We start from the raw sequence: 18,025 nt of genomic DNA, 5'->3' as shown, positions 1-18,025 counted from the left end.
AATTGATTTTCATGAGCTTATCCAAACCAATCCCTTCTACCCGGACGCGTCCTGTGGACGACGATCCAGGAGCAGTCGCGAAACGAACAAATAAAGAAATGCCAAGACCCAGCAGCTCAATGCAACTCGAAAGAGATGAAGATGGAAGGCAGTGAATTCAAACCGGGCGACCTGGTTCGAGTGAAATCAGGGGGCCCCGTGATGACGGTCGAAAAAGTGGGCATCACGGCAATGCTCCAGGAAGCGGCGGTTTGGTGCGTCTGGTTCGAGAAGGTTGGGAACAAGCAGATCGCTCAGCAAAAGAGCTTTTCCCCTGTCGCGCTTGAGAAGGCCGAGAAGCCGAACACTGCATTCTCGGTCGGGATCGTCAGGTCCTAAAGGTGCATCATGGCGTTTCGCGGTCTCTTCATCGGCATCGACCGTTACGCCTCCCAAGACATAGATGAACTCACCTGCGCCCGACGCGACGCGGTGGCGTTGGAAGCGCTATTCTCGGACACTCTCGGAGGTAAAAGCTCGCTGCTCACGGACGAGAGTGCTACGCGCGAAGGCTTGGAAGCCGAATTCGGCAGATTGGCTACCTGTGATCCCGAAGATACCATCGTGATTGCTTTTTCGGGGCACGGATCTGAGACGCACGAACTCGTCACTCATGATGCTGATTTGGCCGATCTTAGCGGTTCCGCCGTGCGGCTTGATGTCTTGCAAGAATGGTTCGTACGGATACCTGCGAAGCGACTCGTTCTATTCCTTGACTGCTGCTTCTCGGGAGGCATTGGCGCAAAGGTCTTACGGGTTGATACAAAGCCACGAAGCCTTGAATCGACAGAAGCGAGATTAGCTCAACTCGCCGGCGAGGGCCGGATCATCTTGACGGCGTCCGCCGCCAATGAACCGGCCTATGAAGATCGCCGGTTCGGGCATGGATTCCTCACACATTATTTGCTGGAGGCGCTGCGTGGTGCCGAGGAAGTCGCCAATGCCGGCAAGATATCCCTTTACCGTCTTATCGAGCACGTCACCAACCGGGTAAAGGCCGCTGCACTACAAGGGGGAAAACAACAGAATCCCACCATGCGCGGAAGTATCGATGGAGGCATTGAGTGGCCGGTATTTGTCGCAGGGGACAAGTATCGGGCCGCGTTCCCAGAACGAATGCCTGCGAAGATCAGTTCTGATCTTGCCAGCCTTACCGGCGCAGGTTTTCCGGACGGCCTAATCACCGCCTGGGCAGGTGCAATTCCGTCACTGAATGCGCTCCAGATAGCTGCCATCAACGATTTCGGCGTTTTGGATGGCGAAAATCTGGTTGTGTCGGCTCCAACATCCTCCGGCAAAACCATGGTTGGCGAGCTCGCGGCGCTCAGAAGCGTCGTAGACCGAAAGCGCGCTCTGTTCTTGCTTCCCCTGAAGGCTCTCGTAGCGGACAAGCGAAGGTACTTCGAAAACGTGTATGGCGGGTTCGGCATACGTACTGTGGAAGCAACAGGCGAGACGGACGATATCTCACCGCTCTTGAAGGGTCGGTACGATATTGGACTTCTGACCTATGAGAAGTTTGCCGCCATTGCCCTCACCTTTCCTCATGTGTTGGCACAGGTCGGCGTGATCGTGATCGATGAAGCCCAGATGATCGCCGATCGAGGCCGCGGCGCCAATTTGGAGTTCATCCTGACCCTCATCCGCATGCGGCGGCACGAAGGGATCGAGCCGCAGATCATCGCGCTTTCGGCGGTGATCGGCGACACCAATGGTCTTGAGCAGTGGCTTGGAGCCCGACTCCTGCGGCGGACGGAAAGGCCCGTTCCGCTTGATGAAGGCCTTCTTCTCGGCAATGGCTATTTCCGCTTCATCGATCCCACGACAGGAGCGGAAATGGTCGATGGCCCACTGATCCAACCTCTATTTGGCAAAGGTTCTAGTCAGGATCTAATTATCCCCTTGGTACGCAAGCTCGTGGGCGAAGGCCAACAAGTTATCGTGTTTCGCGAAACCAAGGGCGAAGCTCGGGGCTGCGCCAACTACCTTGCCGCGGCTCTCGGGCTTCCTCCGGCCTCAGATGCATTGGCACAAATGCCTGGCGGTGATCCGTCGCAAGCCAGCACCGATCTGCGAAGCGCGCTCGGATGTGGGGTCGCTTTCCACAACGCCGACCTTGAGCGTGAAGAGAGGCGAATTGTCGAAGAGGAGTTCCGGCGTCCGGATTCCGGCCTCAGGGTCATCGCCGCGACGACCACCTTGGCGATGGGCGTCAACACACCTGCGAACTCCGTCATCATTGCCGGGCTGGACCATCCCGGCGATGAACCGTATTCGGTCGCCGAATACAAGAATCTTGTGGGCCGTGCGGGACGGCTCGGCTATGCGGAGAAAGGCGCTTCGTATCTTCTAGCGCTCGATCCCCGTGCGGAGCACGATCTTTGGTCTCGATACGTTACTGCAATGCCCGAGGATTTGGTCTCGCGCTTTCTGGACGGCGAAACGGATGCACGATCTTTCATCATTCGGGTGCTGGTCGCCGCCCGTCGCGCCGCGGGCGAGGGTGTACCGAGCGAAGAGATCGTCGAGTTCCTTGAATCGAGCTTCGGCGCTTTCCAGGCGCGTCGGGCTCATACCGGCTGGCAATGGGATCGAGCGGATCTCCGTTCTGCCTTGGCCGACTTGGAACATCATCAGCTCGTTCAAAAGAACGCGGCGGGAGCCTACGAACTTACCAAACTCGGCCGTCTCGCCGGGGAAAGCGCAGCAGAAGTCGGCTCGATTGTTGCTCTTGTCGATTGTCTCGGCGCCCTTCGGCCGGAGGAAATCAGTGATCAAGTCCTGATCACGGCTGCACAAGCCACTGTGGAAGTCGATGAGGTTCTCTTTCCGATAAACAAGAAGAGCACGCAGAAAGAACCTCAGCTTTGGCCGAACGAGTTGCGCGGCCAAGGCGTGCCCGGACAGGTCCTGAATGCTCTTCATCGAGGCATAATAGAAGAACATCAATCCACACTGCGCGCCAAAAAGGCCGTCGCCTGTCTTCTGTTCATTTCAGGTCGTGCCATGAACGATATCGAGAGGATTATGACGCAGTTTGGTGGCGCGTTTGGAGGCGCCGCAGGTCCTATTCGCTCCGTCGCCTCGCGCACATGCGATCTCGTACCGGTCGCCGCCCGCCTTGCAGAGATCTTGCATCCAACTCTCGATCTCGGCGATCGGATAAGACGGCTCGGTATTCGCTTGACCTATGGGATACCAGGCGCGGCCGTCGAACTGGCTCACGTCATCGGTGGGGATTTGCTACGTGGCGATTATTGTCGCTTGGCTGCCGCCAAACTTTGCGAACCTGAGCAAATCAAGGCCGCATCTAGTGAGCAGATCCTCGCCTGTATCGATCGGGACAAACGCAAACTCGCGCGGGTACGCGGGGCCGGCGAATGCATCGCCACCCAAAGGGCTGCGACCAGTGCCCTCAGCCTCCCGGTTCTGGAGCCCTACGTAGCTTAGGGAGTCAGAGTCGGTGGGCCTGTACGCTTATGGCGACCTCGCATTATCAGGGTCTAGTCACGAGCGGCAGATCGGAATTATTGTGCCAGCGCCAACAAACTCAGTTCGAAAATTGGAAGGAATCCATGCGCTCTGATACCTCGCAACTGGTCGGGCGTCGTATTCTCGTGGCGGGCGACGGTTTCGTTCGCGCCGACATAGAATCCTATCTCGAAATGCTTGAATGCACAGTCGTCGGGTCAACAGACAGCTCAGATAGCCTATTAGATGTTGCGACGGCTGGTCCGCTTGATGCAGGAGTGATAGTTGTCAGCGACAGCAAGCCAGATAGAGCGGTCATTGCAACGGCAGAGCAACTGGTTTGTCGCGGCGTGCCGACCTTTGTACACCACACAGGCAGTATCTACACTCGGCCATATGTACCGGAATTGATGGGCCTCCCGATCATTGAATGGCCCTACACTACCAATCTACGTGACATGGTCTTGCGAGCTTTGTCAGAGCGGTCAAACACAAACATGACTGAAGTGCCTCGTATGGGGTTTGTCACTAAAGAAGGCGATCGACGGTTCGATATATCAATCCACAAAATTGGGTTTAGCACGAACGCAAGCGAACGCATTTTTCGTCTTGGTCTTTCATCGCACTCGTCTCTGCATGAAGTGCTGGAATGGGTCGAGAAGAACAAACTTCAGCTACTCGTTTTTCCACTCACACTGCCCAATTTCATCGCGCTTCAGATTGGTGAACATGCAAGGCGGCCCGAGGCCACCTTTAAGACCGTCCTCGTTTCGGGATCATCATTGTTGAAAATGCTCAACGGCTTTGCCTTGTATCATTCAACAGCGTCACCTGCTGAGTTTGAGCGGGATACGATTGCTGCGGCCATGTCAAACAACTCTACTATGACAGCAAAGGCTGTCGTGGAGTGTGTAGAAGATATCCTCAAGAACGACCCCTCGTTCGCAAAGCTCACAAATTGCATCACGGAACACAAACCATCGAAAAATGGAGCATGAGCGATTACATTGATGCGGTGCGCAATCCCGGTCGGGCGTACAAGGAAGTCAACATATCTCATACGAAAAGCGATGAACTCATTGATGCCCTTCTCGGCCACATACAGTACGATATAGAGGTATTGCGACCGTATTTTTCACCAGAGGACTTTCTAAAGCTTACGGAGGAGGTCAACAGGCGACGTCTCGTCAACAGAGCGCCCGCTACCGAGCGCAATTTGAAAGATCTGATTTTCTTTATTCATGGATTAGGAGGAAACGCAAAAGCGACGTGGGAGCGCCTCCCCGAACTCCTCCTAGACGATCCAGAAGTCGCAGAACGCTTCGACGTAGATTTCTATTCTTATCCCACATCACTTGTCAGATTGCCCTTCGGTTCTCGGACGCCAAAGATCCAAGAGCTCGCGAGCGGCTTAGACACAGAAATTCGCCATTCAAAGAAATCGCCTTACCGTAAGGTCTACCTGGTTGGCCATAGTCTAGGCGGTCTCATTGCGCGACAGTATTTGGTCAATGAGATTAAAGATAACAAGCCGCTTCGAGTGGCCGGTCTGGCGTTGTTCGCTGTCCCAAACAACGGCGCAGCTCTGGCATCGATAGGAAAGAAACTATCCTCGGATCACAACCAGCTGAAACAGCTCTGCGAAGAGGCGGACATACTCGAGATCTTGAACGAGGACTGGGTACGGTTCAGGGTACAGAAACGAGTCCGGACCAAGTATGTGGTCGGAACCCAGGACGCGATCGTTGACCGACTGAGCGCTATTGCCTTTTGGGGCAATCCGGACGTTGAAACTATCACCGGCAAGGGGCACATCGACATCGTCAAGCCAACCCCTGACAATGATCTCGCAGTTAGAATACTGCGCAGCTTTCTTCTAAGTGCGGCGGGATGAATGCTTTGGCAGGTCCTGGGCTTCTCGAAACAGGTGGCATTTGAGAGACGAGGGAGGGCGTCCCTATAGATCCGTCTCATCGACAAATTTGACCTCCGCGCTTTCCTCACTGGTCCCGTGCTTGTCGGCCTCACCCGACGCAACCGGCTTCGCCTTTGCAGCCTCAACGGCGGCAGCATGCTTTTCGGCCGCCCTCAAGAAGCGGTCCCGCGCATCAAATTCAGAGGTCCCATCCTCGGGTGCGAGCGCCTTAACCGCATCGGCGAACGTCGGAACATCGATCAGAGGCTCGATCGCGTTCCAGTGAAAGGAGATTACCTTGCTCGTTACATGATCGCCGAACGTATGCGACACGCCCTCGGACAGAAAGCCGACCAATAGCTTCCCAAGTAGTTCCGGCTTTGACGCAATAGAAGCGACCCAAGCTCGAGGGCCATCCAGTCCCTCGAAATCGCGCCACCGATAGAGAAAATTGACGAGGTGCTTATTACCAAGCATGCCCTCGGGACCACTCGCCAAAGCCGCCTGCAATTTCGCGACCCACATTTTTTTTGCCTCTTCCAGGTCAGCGGCGAGCAATAGATCAGCTTCGCCCTTCTCTTTCCGGTCCATATCCAGACTGATCAGCGTCCCTGGCACCGCCAACGACCCAGAGCTTCCTAGAGCTTTCAGGAAGACCGCGCTGCGCTTTGCGGCATCATCCTCGCCTCTCAAATACCAGGACGCGGTGCGCCAAGCGTTGATGAACGGCATTTTGCCGAACCCCATTTGATCGGGAAGCGACTCGGCAACGTCGAAAAGTGCCGGCAGAAAAGTATCAGCGGAAGCCAGTGGCAATTTTCGCGCGACGGCGGCTTCATCAAGCCGCTCGAACAGTTCCGGAAGAAGATTTCTTCTCTCAAAATCTGCGAAGGATTGACTAATGAGCTCACGATCGCTGGATTTTTCAAGAAAATCCACAAACTCTGAGTCCGATATTTGCCCATCCGGAAGACGAAGAGAGAAATACCGATCGAAATATCGCGGTGAGCATATGCGTCGCTCGGATGACCACCCCTCTTCCCAATCGGTCCCGTACCAAGAGCCCCCAAAAGCCCAACCCACAATCGGAAAGAGCTGTGAAACGACATACTGGACCGCGTCCTTATATTCCGGTCTGGCTGCCGCGATGGTTGCCTTGATCGGATCCTTGTCGGCCTCCCTTCTTTCACGCGCCGTGCCGGTGATGAGGGCCCGGCTTCGGCTGATGGCAGCGTAGACGTCCCCCTCAAATATTCGAAGAACCTCGAGCGCTACCGTGTCGATGAGGTTCGTCTCAAGTACGCGCTTTCCGCTGTGGAGGAAAAACTGCACTTCAACTCCACCGATGAAGCGTTTCGCATCGCGGAGATTCTTGAAAAAGTGCCGGAGTCCCCCGACCCAGATATTACCCCAACGTTTCTGATCGAACTTTCCATCGCTAGGCAGCGACTGAGTAATCTTCTCCAGCTCAGCAAGCACGATCCTACCTATGCGCTCTCCCTCAACCACTGGAACATCGAAGGCCGCCTGTACGATCTTTTCGAGATACTGCCTGCCGTCGTCGCCTTCGCCGAACGCGTGCTCCAGAATATTGCGTTGATAGAGAAGTAAATAGGTTAATCCCGGGAAGTTTGCGTTTGCTTTGACGTGCCTGATGACTGTTCGAATCTGCTCGATTTCTAGCCGATCTATGTCGTCGACAACAACGAGAATGTTCCGTGGCATTTCTTTCAGCCGATGCTCCAAGTCAAAGCGAGCAACGTCCAATGGACGATCGTCCTCCCGATCTCTGCCCAAAAATCCAATGATCCTGCTGAGGAGCAGAACAGCACCGGCGATGACAAGTATGGCCGCCGCGAGCATTTTTGCTGACGGCTCGAGCCACACGACGCCACCAGCTATGAAAAACCCGATGCCGCTGAGCCACGCCGCCGCACTCGAAGCCCGGTTCCCGGCATTCTTCAATCCACCTGAAAGAGTCTCTAGGGTCTTTGCGTACCTCCGGAATGCGTGCGCTCGTCGGCGCGCATAAACGGATTGCTCAGCGTCGCCGAGCGCCACCGCAATTTCACGGAAGAACGCCCGCGTGATCGCATCGTCGGCCCCCCATTGCCAGGGATTGAAAGTTACGACCGTCATCTTGGCCTCACCGGGGGGCGTAAGCGCCTCGACGACGAGGTTCTTGATTGAGGTCTTCCCCGAACCCCACTCCCCGCGCAATGCGACGACCAAGCTTTCGCTGCCGCGATGACGGTACAGAACCCGCGCGAGTGCCCGTGCGAAATCACCCCTGCCGAGAAGATCCGCTGACGCGCTGGTAATGGGAGCGTCGGCAGAAAAAGCGCCCTCCCGAAGCGGCTGCGCGTCAGTGCCTCGCCAGTTTCGCCAAGCCACCTTGAGACCTTCGATTAACCGCATCATTCCTAAAATGAGGCCATTTCACGAGGAAACATTCTTGCGCACTGCAGGGACAAGCGCTTGGTCAATTCTGTCCCACCCCTGGCATGCAATGTTGGCGTCGTCGATCTGCCAAGAGGCAACTCCGCAAAGCACTTTCGCGACAATTCGGGACTCCTTCTCATCTTCGGTGAAATAGACACGCCATAGTCCGCCGCCGCTCATGCCACCAAAGATTTGGGTAGTTCGTGCAGATTGTACGGCATGGCTTTGACAGTGAGGAGTCCATTCTCCTGCGCACAAATGTGCCCCGTGTGAAGGACACTGCGCATTGGGCTGATGAACTCTCGCCCCTCAACAAACGGCGTCTCCGAGAACTCGGCAACGAGCCCGAGCATGTCGTCAACATGCTTTGCTTGAGTAGGCACCATTGCTTCCATCTTTGGTCTTGTTCTTCTCGATATTGAGAAAGACACCTTGGGCATCTATAGCGAGGACGCAACGCCAACCGATAGAGCTGTGAAGGTGAGATCCATAACCTCCTTACTTTCTGAAAAAAGCGTCACTGCTTTGCACGATTATCATTTGGTGCTCTGTCCGATGCCCCTTCGCGAGTCCCTTCCAGAAGATTTCAAGCTGCTCGTTGAGCTGCTGCGCGACTCGCACGGCCCGCCGCCCCGCGCGATCAGCGATCTTGATGCGCGTTGAATGCTTGATGACACAGCGACGATCGAGCTTCGCGAACTCAACCGGTTACGCGACGAACGAACCGCCAGGTGCCGTGACGGCGGGTGAGAAAGTCGGGCATTCTCGGAAGGTGTTGAACGAAATGTTGGACGTTTTGTTGGACGTTTCCTGCCCTCGTATGCAGCTTGGGAACAAGCGCGAGAGGTGTCTGAGCCCCTCGCCATCAGAGGTCATAAGATGCTACGGCAACTTCCAGAACCAGATGGGATCGGCGTTCCAATAGTCGGCTCCGACGGGATTGCTGCCGTCCCACAGGTCAATATGGCCCTGCCCCGGGAAATCAGGAATGTTGAGGTAGGCAACCAGCCCCTTCTTTCCCTGAACGCTCGCGGGGGCGGTGCCCGGCGCACTGACCCCAATGTCCTGAACACCGAACACCTCCGCCTTGCGCAGAATGCCAGCCAGATCGCCGGCGCCGCGGACGAAATTGTGGGGGCAAAGGTTGACCCCGCTGTTGGCAAATTTCTCCTTGATCCCAGTGACCGTCTTGTCAAGAGCCTCACTCATGCGAATCGCACAGGTGTTGGGAAAGTGCATGGTACAGTTATGAATCTGTGTCGGATCCGTCTTGTAGACGCCCCGGATGGCCGAAAATGCAGGCCTCGCCAAAGCAAACGGCGAGAGCATGTCGCGCAGGGCGTCCTGCAACGAGAGCTCATCGGGTACGACGATCACGTCCTTCGGAAGCGAGCCCGCCTGATAATTTCCGATACGCTCCTCGGGACCGACAAAGGCGATCACCCGCTTTCCGAGACCCAAAGCAATTTCGAGCTCGGCCTGGGTACCTTCACCCCCCTTCAGAACGATGACCACATCGGCCGAGGCCATGTTCATGATGTTGCGCGAATCGGCACTCTTTGGCCCCGTGCCGGGAAGATGCGTGAAGATTGGGAGCTCGATCCACCGGTTCGGATAGCCGGATTTCGGAGTGAGCGCGTATGGCGACACGTTTCCGAGTTTTGCTCCTGCAAAGCCTTGCGCGCTTCCCGGAATGATTCCGATCGAGCGTCCGACCCGGAGCGGCGTCCCGCAGAACGATTTTGCGACAATCTCCATCGCGCCGCCCCCACCGCCGGTCAGCAGGTCGCATCCATGCTCCGCGACGATCCGACCGGCAATGCTGGCGCGTCGATCAAGCTCGGTTCCGACGGAAACCGCGTCGCCGGAGGCCGCCACGACGATAATGACCATTTCTCGATCTCCCTTGCTCATTCACGCTGCGTAAGTGAACTCATCCCGATTGTAGTGAATCTTCTTCTCCGGCGGATTGACCGGGCGAGGACTGGATCACCGATCACGACGACCCAGCCGCGGCCACGCGGGCCCGCCGTGTAGGCAATCTATCGCCAATATTCCGCACCGGCGACGACGATCGTTGCGAGGCCCGGTCATGCACTTCCAAATTGCTGGTCGCGCGAACAATTCTTGAACCTGAACTCCAGCAGAAGGTCACGAGACCTCCATCGTTCACAAGGGAACTATCAGGCACCTCGATCAGCTCGGCGCTAGAGATTTATCTTCTTCAGGCTTCAGGAATTCGCTCTCGCTTTCCGGCAGGTAAGTCTGTCCGTTGCGATCAGCCTTGATCACGAAGATGCAATTTCTTTTGAAATCGGCGCTCGGCCTTACCAGGGTCCAGACGAAGGCGGCGTGGCGGCGCATCATGCCCTGCCGAAAGTCCCGCGCCGGGTCCACAAGGTCAACCCTCCACGGTAGCGGCGACTGGGCATGCAGCGGCACCGACAAGCACGAAGCGCCTCCTTCTCCGGTGCGCAGAAGCGCCGCATAGAGGGCCGGTGGCGGCTCGATCACGGGATCGTCGGTCAGCACGAAGCGAAGGCTGCACGAGGGGATCTCCCTCGGCGCAGTGGGGGTCGCCGGTGGCTTGGGCAGCAGGTCGACTGGAGCCGTTGCACTTGCGCTGACCGAGTTCCAAAGCAAGGCGGTGGCAACACCGTTCAGAGCCGTCTCCATCACCAAAATATCGCCGGCCGACAACCGGGCGGGCGTGCCATCAGTTTCCGTGACGGCGGCAAGCGGTAGTTCGTAGACGTTGCCGAGCTTGATCTCGACCTGATCCTTGGCGAAACGCAACGGGCGTGACGGTTCGCCCTTTGGCTGCAGCTCAAGCCGCATCGAGGCAGCGGCCTCGTTTGGCTGCACCTTCATGAGATCGCCGCCCGAAGCCGCTCCGTTCGCTTCGGCAACAGCCTGCGCGATATCGTCCATTGGCCGCTCGAAGCGAGCGTCGAGCATGAAGGTCACGGTGCCGCGACGGTTGAGCTGGCCTCTATCCGCCGTTAGGACGAGCTTGAGATCGCCGCGGCCGCTAGGCAAGAGCTGCCTGGCGGCATCGGTGAGTTCAAGCCTCCTGCCGTCGGCGGACAGCGGGCTCGCGAGATCGCGATCATAGGCAGGGTCGGCAAACAGCAAGGTTGCGGGTGTGAGCGGCAGGGCGCCGCGGATCGCGGTGACTGGATACAGCGACATGCGTAGCGTGATGGGCGCGCGGTCGGAGCCCTGCGCAAGTTCCGGCTGAGCTGGATCGGCGACCGTGAGTGGCAATGCGCCATCCTGCGTGACCACGCTGGTCTCGCGGGCCGACGAGGGATGAACGGTCCACTGAATTTCCGCGGCTGGCAGTGGCCCAGGAACGGAAAAAGCCGCCGCGATGTCCGGATTCGCAACCTGCCGTGTCGCGCCTCTTGGAATGAGGGTGACGGCGATCTCGGCGCTGAAGGTCTTCATTGGCACCGTAGCATGCGGCGTCCAGTCCTTCGTCGTCGTGAAACTTGCCTGCGCGAACGGAATGATCGCATTTCCGAGCTTTAATATGCCCCGCGTCTGGAGCTTACTGGCCACGCCTTCGATCAAGACTTGCCCGAGCAACTTGCGAGGCGGCGCCACAGGCGTTTCTTCTGAGACGACAATCATGCGGCACACCAGCCTGATGGTGCCGTCCCACAGATCGGAGGTGGTGCTCTTCCATTCGGGCGCGGCAACGATCCTGATCGACCAGGCTCCGTACTTCTCTGGTTTCGACCCGACACTGACACCCTCGACAATGTCGGCCGAGCCGATCACCGCCGTAAACGGAGCCGTGGGATCGACCGGCGATGACTCGATCCGCCGATCCTTCAGCGCGCTGCCGGTATTGGCCGGCAGGCGCGCCGGCCGCGGCGTCCTGAGCTGGCGCACGAAGGAGGAGCCGCCCTGCGCCGGGCGGCCAAACCGCGCATATATGGGATCGAACGCGGCGATCGTGCCAAGGCCGCTGAGCAGGCGCGCGCGCCGTGCGGTCATGATTCCGGCGCGCTCGCCGACCGACGCCGCACTCAGCTCCTGCGGAAGAAATGGCTGAACCTCGCGGCTGCGGCCCGCGGGCACGGCATCGTCGTTGCCGTTGCTGGCGCGGATCGCTTGGAGCACGTCGCCGATGACCGGCAGCCGCACCAGCGGCGGCGCCGGCGTCAACCATCCGATCGGCGGCCCCCTGAGACCTTTGGTCTGAAGCTGCAGATAGAGCGGCACCTGCGTCTGCGAAAGCCAGACGAAATCGTGCTCGGTCTCTGTTGATATCTGGGTCTCTGTTGATGTCTCGGTCTCCGTCGCCGCGAGGCCGATCTTCGCGCCGGTATGAGCGGGAAGACGGACGCGCCGGGTCAGGCCGGCCAGGCCCGACCCCTTGTCTCCATGCTCATCCTTTTCGTAGTCGCGAATCGGCGTGCCCGCTCCTTCGGTCGGCGGAGCCAGCCAGCGGAGCGGCTCGGTCGTGCCAGGGACCGCAACTGCGCCACGGCCGTGATCAGCGAAGGACGCGATCGAGCTTGCCGGGATTGGCGGCACATCGACGATCGCCGGCGGAAATGCATGCGGCGCATAGGTTGTCACGACGGCCGCGCCGGAAGCCGGAGCGGCGACGAATGCGACCCGCGGGATACTATCGCGCGCAACCGCGAGTCCATTCAACACGGGAATCGGGCTGGTATCGCTCTCTCCCGATAATGGTCCCGTCCAGTCGGCAACCGTCAAATTCTCTCCTACCAGCGCGAAACGCGGCGGAAGTTTTTTCGGCGATGCCGGCAGGTCCGTGTCGCGCAGCACCATGGCCGTTGCCACCGACAGTGACGATTTCCCTTTGCCTTTGCGCAAGATCGAGGCGCCGGCGACGAGGGACAGCGCTCCGACCTGGGCCGGCAGCGATGCGTCTGCCAACCTGAAGATGCGCTCCACCGTGATCGCGGAAGCGAGGAAGAATGGCGTGGTCGCCAGATCCGCCGCGCTGGTGAGATCGGCGTTGACGTAGCTCTGCTCGACCAGCATCGCGCCGGTGGGATCGTCCAAGCGGCTGCCATCGCTCGACGGCGGCAACGGCAAAGATCCCGCCAGTGCTGCGGCGCGCAAGGCGTCGAGCGAGGCATCGGCGGGCGACGGCGCCCCCGGCCTGGTCAGTGCCAGCAATCGCGTGGCCGGGCCGTCGGTCCAGGACAATTCGAGACCCAGGCCGGGCACGATCTGCTTGATCTTGCCGGCATCCAGCCCCGCCAGCACCGGCAGACGCAGCAGCGGGGTCGAATCCGCGGCGCCCAACCGAAGCGCGCCGAGGAAACCACCCAACACCATCAAGCCCTCGGCAGGTTCCTTCCAGAATGCTTTGCGAAAGGCCGCACCGAGCGTGCCCTGCAGCACGGTGGCGACCGCGCCGAGGCCTGGCCTGTGCATGCCAGGCTCCCTGGCGGGAGGGACATACTCGCTCTTCACGATCTTGCCCCGGTAGCGCGCGGCGAATGTCGTGGAGTCCTTGGCAAGGTCACCGTCATTCGCCGGGGCCACCGGAATCATCGCTTTCGGATATCCGATCGCGATGGTCTCGGCCCCGGTCCAACTCAATGTCTTGCCGCCGCGACTGAGCTCGTGGCGCGCGGTGACCAACGTGGTCCAGCAGGCGGTGGGGGATTTCTCGGCAATCGCAGCCGCCAGAGCGAGGTCGAGCCGATGATCCAGGAATGTCCAGGTGACGACGTGTGATGCGTCGACCGCCGCTCCCGGCCTGACGGTGATCCGCCCGTTGTTTTGCTTTGGATCGCCCGGCAGCGGAATGGTCAGAGGCGTCGATCCCCAGCCGATTGACGGCCAGTTGATGGCATTCTTTGCGGTGACCTTGCCTGTCACCGCTGCCGTGCCCTTCCAGTCCGCTCCGGAGCCCGCACTCGAGAGGCTGAATTGCAGCCTGGCACCCTTGGCATCGATCGCCTTGCCCAGCGTGACGGACGGCTCCTGCGCGACGCCTTCGCCTTCGCAATATCCAAATACGAGATCGCCCGTGCCTGACGTCGCGCCCTTGCGCAACCGCGCAGCGAGGCCGAGCGATGCTTTCCATGACGTGGCAATCCGGGTCTCGGGTATCGCCATCACCAGAGCGCCGTCACCCTCGATGATGGATCCCGCCGCAAGCGTAACGCTCTGTCCGAAGAAAGAGACTTGGCCGGCGCCCTCGTTGTCCAGCTCAATGCCGAATGAGCCCGTCGGAGATGTCGGCTCCTCGCCGCGCGGCACGATCTCGATCTGGTAGGTCAGTGCGAGCGACGCCGGCCTCTGGATCAGGCGGGGCGGAGCGGTTGGCCGAAGCCGCAAGCCCGCCTCCAGCAACGCCTTGGTCATCCGCAGCCGCCCTTGTCCCGGCGCCGGATGGCTCTCCTGCACGGCTGCAGTGAAGCGCACGGTTTCGCCCCACAGACCGTCCTGGGTATCCTCCGCAAACACCACCGAGGCCGAGTCGAATGTGATGCCGACGCCCGCAACGTCCACGGAAAAGCCGGCGACCGCGAGATCGAAGACGAAGCTCTCGGTCGGCTTGATCTTGGCGTTGACGACAACCTGCCGCCGCGGATTCCGCTTGTCGGCAACGACGAACGAAAACTGCAGCAGCTGATCGCTGAAGCTCGCGCGAGTGCATTGCCCTTGATCGTCAAAGGTCAGGCTGAGCGTCACCAGGTTGAGACCGGTGTTCGGCAGACCCACCTGTTCGCCAAGGGTGAGCCGGCACGATATTGAAGCTGAGGAAACTTTGTCGTTCTTCAGAGAAAGCGCCGTGAGCCGGAGCGGCTCCAGCCAGAAGCCAAAAAACGGAATCTGGCTGCGGCCAAGCCGGAAAGCCAGCTCCGCATCGAGCGGGTTGGCGGGCACCAGCCGCCATTCGAATCCGGCGCCAGCCAGCTTCTGCTCGTTATTCCAGATGTCGAAGGCGATCTCGCCTCCGGCGTCGAGCAACGCCTTGTTGTCCTCGAACAGCACGTCCTTGAACCAGAACTGGAAGCTCCGCGCGATGCCGTTCGCCGTTAAGCCGATCGACACGGGCGTCAATAGCGAGACCAGGCGCCGAACTTTCCTATCCGGCAGCATCACCGGTCGAGATAGGAGACCAACGGGAGTCTCCGCGGGAGGCTTGATTCCGGTGAGGCGATTGTCGAGATCGAAATAGTCGTCACCGCCGGCCGGGTCTCTGAAAGTGGCCGGACTGAACCCCAGCACTTCGAGGGGGCCGCCATTGTTCTGTAAGATCCGGGTTGTCAGGTTCGGCGTGAATTTTCCGTCGAAACCTCTGAGCACGTCGTTTCCGGACAACGCGCCGCCGTTGTCGATCGACAGACTGCCATAGGGCAGCTCGCCGGCAACGACCTTGGTGCCGACTTGAATGGGGACACCGCCCCAGGTCAGACCTTTGACAAGCGTCTTCACATCGACCTTCGCGTGGTCGGCATCGACATCGACCGGCCTGAACGGCATCATATAGCTGTCGGCGACACGCGAATTCTGGTGCTTGCGCTCCTGGTCGCTCCAGAACTCGGCGAGAAGTGGCCAATCGAGCGCAGTGGCTGCCGGCCGCGGCGGCGGTGTTTCGCGCTCCTCCTTGCTTGCAGGCCCTCCCGGTTGAGGAGGCAATGGCGCAGTCGCAAAAGCTTCGTCGAGCGCGGGCAGATCGAAGCGGAGCGAGGCGTGATACGGAACGGGGTTGTGAAGGCCGGCATCCGGAAGCGGCCGCAGCTCGACCCCCGGCAGACCGAGCGCCGCGAAGGCAATGCCTCGATCCGGACTACCAGTCTCGTCAGCCCCGGGATCTGTAGGCCAGGAACTGATGAGCTTGTAGCGCAAGGGGGCGTCGACCAGCTCGGCAAAAGGATTGTCTTTGACCACGCGAAGCGTTGCGAGCCTCAGCCATTCCTCTCCCGCGGCCTTGGTCTCAAGGGCGAACGGGATCAGATCGCGACTCTCGAGCGGTCTCACCCCACCTGCCGCAGCGCGCGTCATCGGCATCGCGGCCGCAAGCGGAATGGTGTGGTGACGTCGCCAGACGACCGGAGACCAAGGCGGCACCGCTTTGGCGACGAAGGCAGCCTCCAGGGCGCCCGCTACCGTCTTGCCGTCCACGACGGTGACGGCCGCCTGCAAGGCGGCCCGCCCCTCCTTCGGCCTGAGCAGCTCTTCGATCCAGCGGTTTCCTTTGCCTTTGACCTTGAAATCGATGGCCAGATCGACTTGCTCCACCTCCATCGGGTTCGACTGGGGCTTGTCGTCAACCCGCGTGGCGGTGATTGCGAGCGTGGACACATTGACCCGAAGAAGATCCTGGGCGCCGCTCTCGAACGCGAGGTCGATGAAGGAGCCCGGTCCTGCGCCAAGCCGCGGCAGCGCCTCGAAGGCGTCCGGTCGGTCCGCCGATAGCCAGACCAGCCCGCGTGCGGAGAGACTGAAATCGTCGATCCAGATGTCGGCTTTGGCCAGAAGTGCCGCTGCAGGCGCACCAGGGTGCGGATCAGGATCGTTGGCCGGTTCTACTTCGACGATACCGTAAAGGGCGGCGGGTTTTGCGACTGTCACTGCCCAGGGAGCTTGAGACCCGGGACCGAATTCGCCTCCGGTTGAAAGCACCCTCGGGGGTAAGCCGAGGCGCTTTAGGCGGAGGAAGCCGTCACCGAACATCGACGTCTTCTGCTTCTCCGGCGCCCTCACCGTGAGGTTCAGGTCCTGGTTGGTGTCGCGCGGGCCGAGATTGGGCACCGGCATTTGCAGCCAGCCGTCAGCCAGCGGCACGAACGCAGGAAGCAGCGGTCGTGCGAAGGCTGCTCCCGCCGGCGAACCGGCTTCGACCGGCGGCACGGGGGGCGGGTGCTCAAGACCGTAAGCAGCGCGCAAATTGGTGGCAAGCTGGTCAACATGAATACCAAGCGGTTGCAACGTTCCGAACGTTGCCGCGATTGACTTCGGCAGGCAGGCGACCTTCAGGGCAGACGGCGCCGTGGCCGTGGCCGGCTGGCCGAACTTGAATGTCACCTTGCCGGCGTTCTCGGTGGCTACGACCCAGCCAGTCGCGAGCGGCGCGACGCCGTCGATGTCGCCATTCTCACTGGGACTGACCATTTCGACGCGCAGCGCGCGTTGGGGTACTTCCAGCGCGCCGAGCGCACTTGGAACGCCGTTCTGCATCGTCACCGACCAACGGAATCCGGGGATGCTGGCGTCGTGCGCGGCAGCGAATTTCAGTCCCAGCAGATAGTCCTCGCGATTTCCGCGAAGGGCCGGCGTGATCCTCGTCCAAGCGTCACGCCATTCTTTTTCCGTTCCAGCGGCGGCCGAGATCAGGTTCAGGAAAAACCTGCCGTCTTCGTCCGCGGAGAGGAGCACTCTGCCACGTAACACCTGCCCGCTCGAACCGGGAAAAGCGTTGAAGCGCGCGTCGAACTCGATGCCGTCAGGCACCAGCCAGATACGGGCCCAGGTCGCGTTGCCTTCCTTCGTTGATTCGATGCCGAGTTTCGTAAGCCAGGCCAGTCCGTCTGTAGGATGGCCACTAGCCTCTACGACTGCGCGCAAGCCGACACGCCCGGCCACGAGCCGCAGCGGCGGCATCGGAATGTCCTTGGAATCATCGCTGGGCAGCGGCCACTGCCGATCGTCGACCGGCAGCGGCTCGACAACGGTGCGTACGAACGGCGCCTTTCGCGGATCGACGCCAGTCGATGGCTCGTCCGCTTCAGCGAAGGTCTGGAGCACAGCCCCTTTCCGCGCCCGCACCTCGATGCGCGAGGTCTGGGAGAAGGAAAAGATCAGGCGATCGGCATCGCCGGCACGTTCTGCGTAAGCGGGGTTGGTGGCGCCGACCAGCAGATGGAGGTCAATCAGGCGCGGCCGCCGCCACGGAGGACCGCCAGCGCCCCCGGGGCGAGGCTGGTCGGCGGTGAGCAGACGAAGCGGATAGACATGATCCGCATTGACGCCGCTCGGCTTATTGAACTCGTCGAATGTATTCTTCCGCCCGAAATAGGGTGCAGTGGCCGACAACACCCAGAAAAACCGCGCGTCACGTTGGGTCGTCTGCGCGGAATGTCGCCCGGCGTTGCCCGCCAACGTAACCTGGCGGAGCTGCGGCTGATCGTCGTCGATGATCAGGTCGGCCAT

General features: G+C 59.9%; 8 protein-coding genes. 5 read left to right on the top strand and 3 right to left on the bottom strand.

Translation table 11 applies throughout. The annotated features are described in order from the left end of the window. Window positions 1–141: 141 nt before the first annotated feature. The 4 genes from FOM02_RS35680 (at window position 142) to FOM02_RS35665 (ending at window position 5,404) form a co-directional block, all read left to right on the top strand. Window positions 142–378, top strand: a complete 237-nt coding sequence (locus FOM02_RS35680; protein ID WP_265440758.1) for a DUF2158 domain-containing protein — start codon at window positions 142–144, stop codon at window positions 376–378. 9 nt (window positions 379–387) lie between these two features. Beyond that, window positions 388–3,489 (top strand): DEAD/DEAH box helicase, encoded by a 3,102-nt coding sequence (locus tag FOM02_RS35675; RefSeq protein ID WP_265440757.1) that lies wholly within the window; start codon window positions 388–390, stop codon window positions 3,487–3,489. 125 nt (window positions 3,490–3,614) lie between these two features. Next, window positions 3,615–4,508, top strand: coding sequence for a hypothetical protein (locus FOM02_RS35670; RefSeq protein WP_265440756.1), 894 nt, complete (start codon window positions 3,615–3,617; stop codon window positions 4,506–4,508). Next, a complete protein-coding gene (locus tag FOM02_RS35665) occupies window positions 4,505–5,404 on the top strand; it encodes an alpha/beta fold hydrolase (RefSeq protein ID WP_265440755.1) in 900 nt (299 codons plus the stop codon). The genes FOM02_RS35670 and FOM02_RS35665 overlap by 4 nt, the downstream gene beginning before the upstream one ends. Before the next feature lie 63 nt (window positions 5,405–5,467). Here the strand turns inward: FOM02_RS35665 and FOM02_RS35660 are convergent, their stop codons facing one another. Next, window positions 5,468–7,846, bottom strand: a complete 2,379-nt coding sequence (locus FOM02_RS35660) for a KAP family P-loop NTPase fold protein (RefSeq protein WP_265440754.1) — start codon at window positions 7,844–7,846, stop codon at window positions 5,468–5,470. A gap of 453 nt (window positions 7,847–8,299) precedes the next feature. Here FOM02_RS35660 and FOM02_RS35655 point away from each other — a divergent pair, with 453 nt between their 5' ends. After that, the gene (locus tag FOM02_RS35655) at window positions 8,300–8,530 is read left to right on the top strand and encodes a hypothetical protein (RefSeq protein WP_265440753.1); all 231 of its coding nucleotides are present in this window, start codon (window positions 8,300–8,302) and stop codon (window positions 8,528–8,530) included. 219 nt (window positions 8,531–8,749) lie between these two features. On the opposite strand, the gene FOM02_RS35650 is transcribed toward FOM02_RS35655, so the two are convergent. Together FOM02_RS35650 and FOM02_RS35645 are read right to left on the bottom strand one after the other, a co-directional pair. Further along, window positions 8,750–9,760 (bottom strand): T6SS effector amidase Tae4 family protein, encoded by a 1,011-nt coding sequence (locus tag FOM02_RS35650; protein WP_265440752.1) that lies wholly within the window; start codon window positions 9,758–9,760, stop codon window positions 8,750–8,752. 303 nt (window positions 9,761–10,063) lie between these two features. Next, window positions 10,064–18,025 (bottom strand): hypothetical protein, encoded by a 7,962-nt coding sequence (locus FOM02_RS35645; protein ID WP_265440751.1) that lies wholly within the window; start codon window positions 18,023–18,025, stop codon window positions 10,064–10,066.

Source organism: Bradyrhizobium sp. SEMIA (genome assembly GCF_014844175.1).
In the GTDB taxonomy this organism is placed as follows: Bacteria; Pseudomonadota; Alphaproteobacteria; order Rhizobiales; family Xanthobacteraceae; genus Bradyrhizobium; species Bradyrhizobium arachidis.
The sequence above is the reverse complement of the archived record's forward strand: the minus strand, read 5'-3'. Positions and strand labels throughout refer to the sequence as shown.